The organism is Kitasatospora sp. NPDC059817, from assembly GCF_042731835.1.
Taxonomy (GTDB): Bacteria; Actinomycetota; Actinomycetes; order Streptomycetales; family Streptomycetaceae; genus Kitasatospora.
In genome coordinates this window covers 15,359-17,783 of record NZ_JBHWIR010000157.1, presented here as the reverse complement: position 1 = coordinate 17,783, position 2,425 = coordinate 15,359, and the positions used below count along the sequence as shown (strand labels likewise).

General features: G+C 74.4%; 2 protein-coding genes. One reads left to right on the top strand and one right to left on the bottom strand.

The window, feature by feature from the left end; genetic code table 11:
* Nucleotides 1–181 precede the first annotated feature (181 nt).
* Nucleotides 182–742: a TetR/AcrR family transcriptional regulator gene (locus tag ACFV61_RS27140; RefSeq protein WP_380336823.1), complete on the bottom strand. Its 561-nt coding sequence runs from the start codon at nt 740–742 to the stop codon at nt 182–184.
* Nucleotides 743–1,236: 494 nt separating this feature from the next.
* Between ACFV61_RS27140 and ACFV61_RS27135 the strand changes: the two genes are divergently transcribed.
* Nucleotides 1,237–2,229 (top strand): tetratricopeptide repeat protein, encoded by a 993-nt coding sequence (locus tag ACFV61_RS27135; protein ID WP_380379178.1) that lies wholly within the window; start codon nt 1,237–1,239, stop codon nt 2,227–2,229.
* Nucleotides 2,230–2,425 lie beyond the last annotated feature (196 nt).

The window sequence follows — 2,425 nt, the reverse complement described above, 5'->3', positions numbered from 1 at the left end:
CCGCCTGGACGCACGCCCGAATCGCCCAAGTACGCCCAGTACGAGGACGATCCGGGCGCACGCCCAGCCGGGCGCCCAACGCCGCGGGCTGATCCACCAAGATCGACCGGACAGGACCTAGGACGCGCCGGTGGGCCGCCCCGTACGGAGCTTCTTCGTGCGGGGCGGCTTCGCCATGCGCTCAGTCGCCCAGCAGGCTGGGGAAGGGGCCGAGCAGCAGGTTGGTGAAGCGGCGGGTCCAGTCGGCGGTGATCGGCTCGCCGCTGACCAGGACGCGGTGCTCGACCGTCCCGGCGATGGTGTCGAAGATGATGTCGATCTCCTCGCGGGCCGTCCGCGGGTCGGCGTCCGGGGCGAGTTCGCCGCGCGTCTGGGCGGCCGCCCGGCCCTGCCGGACCAGGCGCTTCTGCGGGTCGACGATGGCCTCCCGGATCCGGCGGCGCAGGTGCGGGTCGCGGGTGCCCTCGGCGAACAGCGCGAGCAGCGCGGCCTGGGTCTCGGGGCGGGCCAGCAGGTCGGCGAACTGGGCGACCACCGCCTCGATGTCGGCCCGCAGGCTGCCGAGGTCGGGCATCACCAGGTCGTCGAAGAGGCTGGCGACGGCGTCCACCACGAGTTCGTTCTTGGACGGCCAGCGGCGGTAGAGGGTGGTCTTGGCGACCTTGGCGCGGGTCGCGACGTGGCCCATGGTCAGCCCGCCCCAGCCGAGTTCGGCGAGGGCCTCGCGGGTGGCGTCGAGGATGGCGCGGTCGGCGGCGGCACTGCGCGGGCGCCCCTTGGCCCTGGTCGTGGCACCCGCCGAGGGGGCGGGGCCGTCCGCGGTCTCCGGGCCCGTGACGTCCGGGTTCGCGGGGGGCTGGGGGGCCGGCAACCGGGCCTCCTTGCGCTCTACTGGTGAGTAACATGGGTGGGGCTGGTAACGGTAGCGGCTGTTCGCCCGTTCGGGCAGCCGGGCCGCCCCGGAAAGTGGGGCAGGTCACGTCGCGGAACCGCCGGTGGGGCTTGCGGCCGGGACCCCGGCTCCAGTTACGCTACGACTCGTAGCGAAAGCAGTGACAACCAGGCGCCGCACCCGTGGGACGGGGCGGCGCGGGCGCGGGTGGGGATCCGCGCCGAACGGTTCAGGCTACCGGGGGAGGGCCACCGCGCCCGGGAATCCGCGCCGCGCGGCCCGCGCGGGGCGACTTTCCCGAGGTTGGTTGCCCGCAGGCGGCGCGGACGGGGGAGGATGGTGCCATGCAGCCACGGAATTCGCGTCTCAACAGCTCCGCCCTGCGCGGTGCGGTCGACCTCGCCGCAGTGAAGGCAGCCGGCGAGGCTGCCCAGAAGGCCGAGCAGGCCCGGGTCGAGCGGGCCCGCCAGGCGGCCGCCGACGAAGCGGCCGGAGTCGCCCCCGAGCAGTCCGCCTACGCGCTCGTCATCGACGTCACCGAGGACACCTTCGAGTCCGAGGTCGTCCAGCGCTCCACCGAAGTGCCGGTCGTCATCGACTTCTGGGCCGAGTGGTGCGGCCCCTGCAAGCAGCTCAGCCCGATCCTGGAGGGCCTGGCCGAGGAGTACGCCGGCCGGTTCGTGCTCGCCAAGATCGACGTGGACGCCAACCCGCTGATCTCCCAGCAGTTCGGCATCCAGGGCATCCCGGCCGTGATGGCCGTGGTGGCCGGCCAGTTGGTGCCGCTGTTCCAGGGCGCCGAGAGCGCGGCCAACGTCCGCAAGGTGCTGGACCAGCTGATCCTGGTCGCCGAGCAGCGCTTCGGCGTGGTCGGCGGCGCCGGGGCTCCGGGCGAGGCGCCGGACGCCGCCCCGCAGCGGCCGGAGGACCCGGCCCTGGCCGCCGCGCACGACGCGCTGGACAGCGGCGACCTGGGCGGCGCCGTCCAGGCCTACCGCAACGTGCTGGCCGACCAGCCGGGCAACACCGAGGCCAGGCTGGGCCTCGCCCAGGCCGAACTGCTGCAGCGGATCGAGAGCGTGGACCCGCAGGCCGTCCGCGCCGCGGCCGCGGCCGACCCGAAGGACGTCGAGGCCCAGCTGCGGGCGGCCGACCTGGACCTGGTGGGCGGTCACGTCGAGGACGCCTTCGGCCGGCTGGTGGACACCGTCGGCCGGACCGCCGGTGAGGACCGGGACGCCGCCCGGCTGCGCCTGCTGGAGCTGTTCGAGGTGATCGGCACGGAGGACCCGCGGGTCACCGCGGCCCGCACCGCGCTGGCGCGCGTGCTGTTCTGACGCTGCATCCGGTCCGGGCCCGGCCGGTCCCGGGCGGGCCTTGGCACGGCGGATGACCTGCGGTGTCGCCGGGTGATTTGGCGACAATCCGGTCAACCGGACAGAGGTTTACCAAATCTTGACAACACCCCGGGTGGGGGGGCGCGCGGGGGTGTGGGGGCGGGCCGCGCGGGCGGGGAAAGAGAAAGGGGTCAGA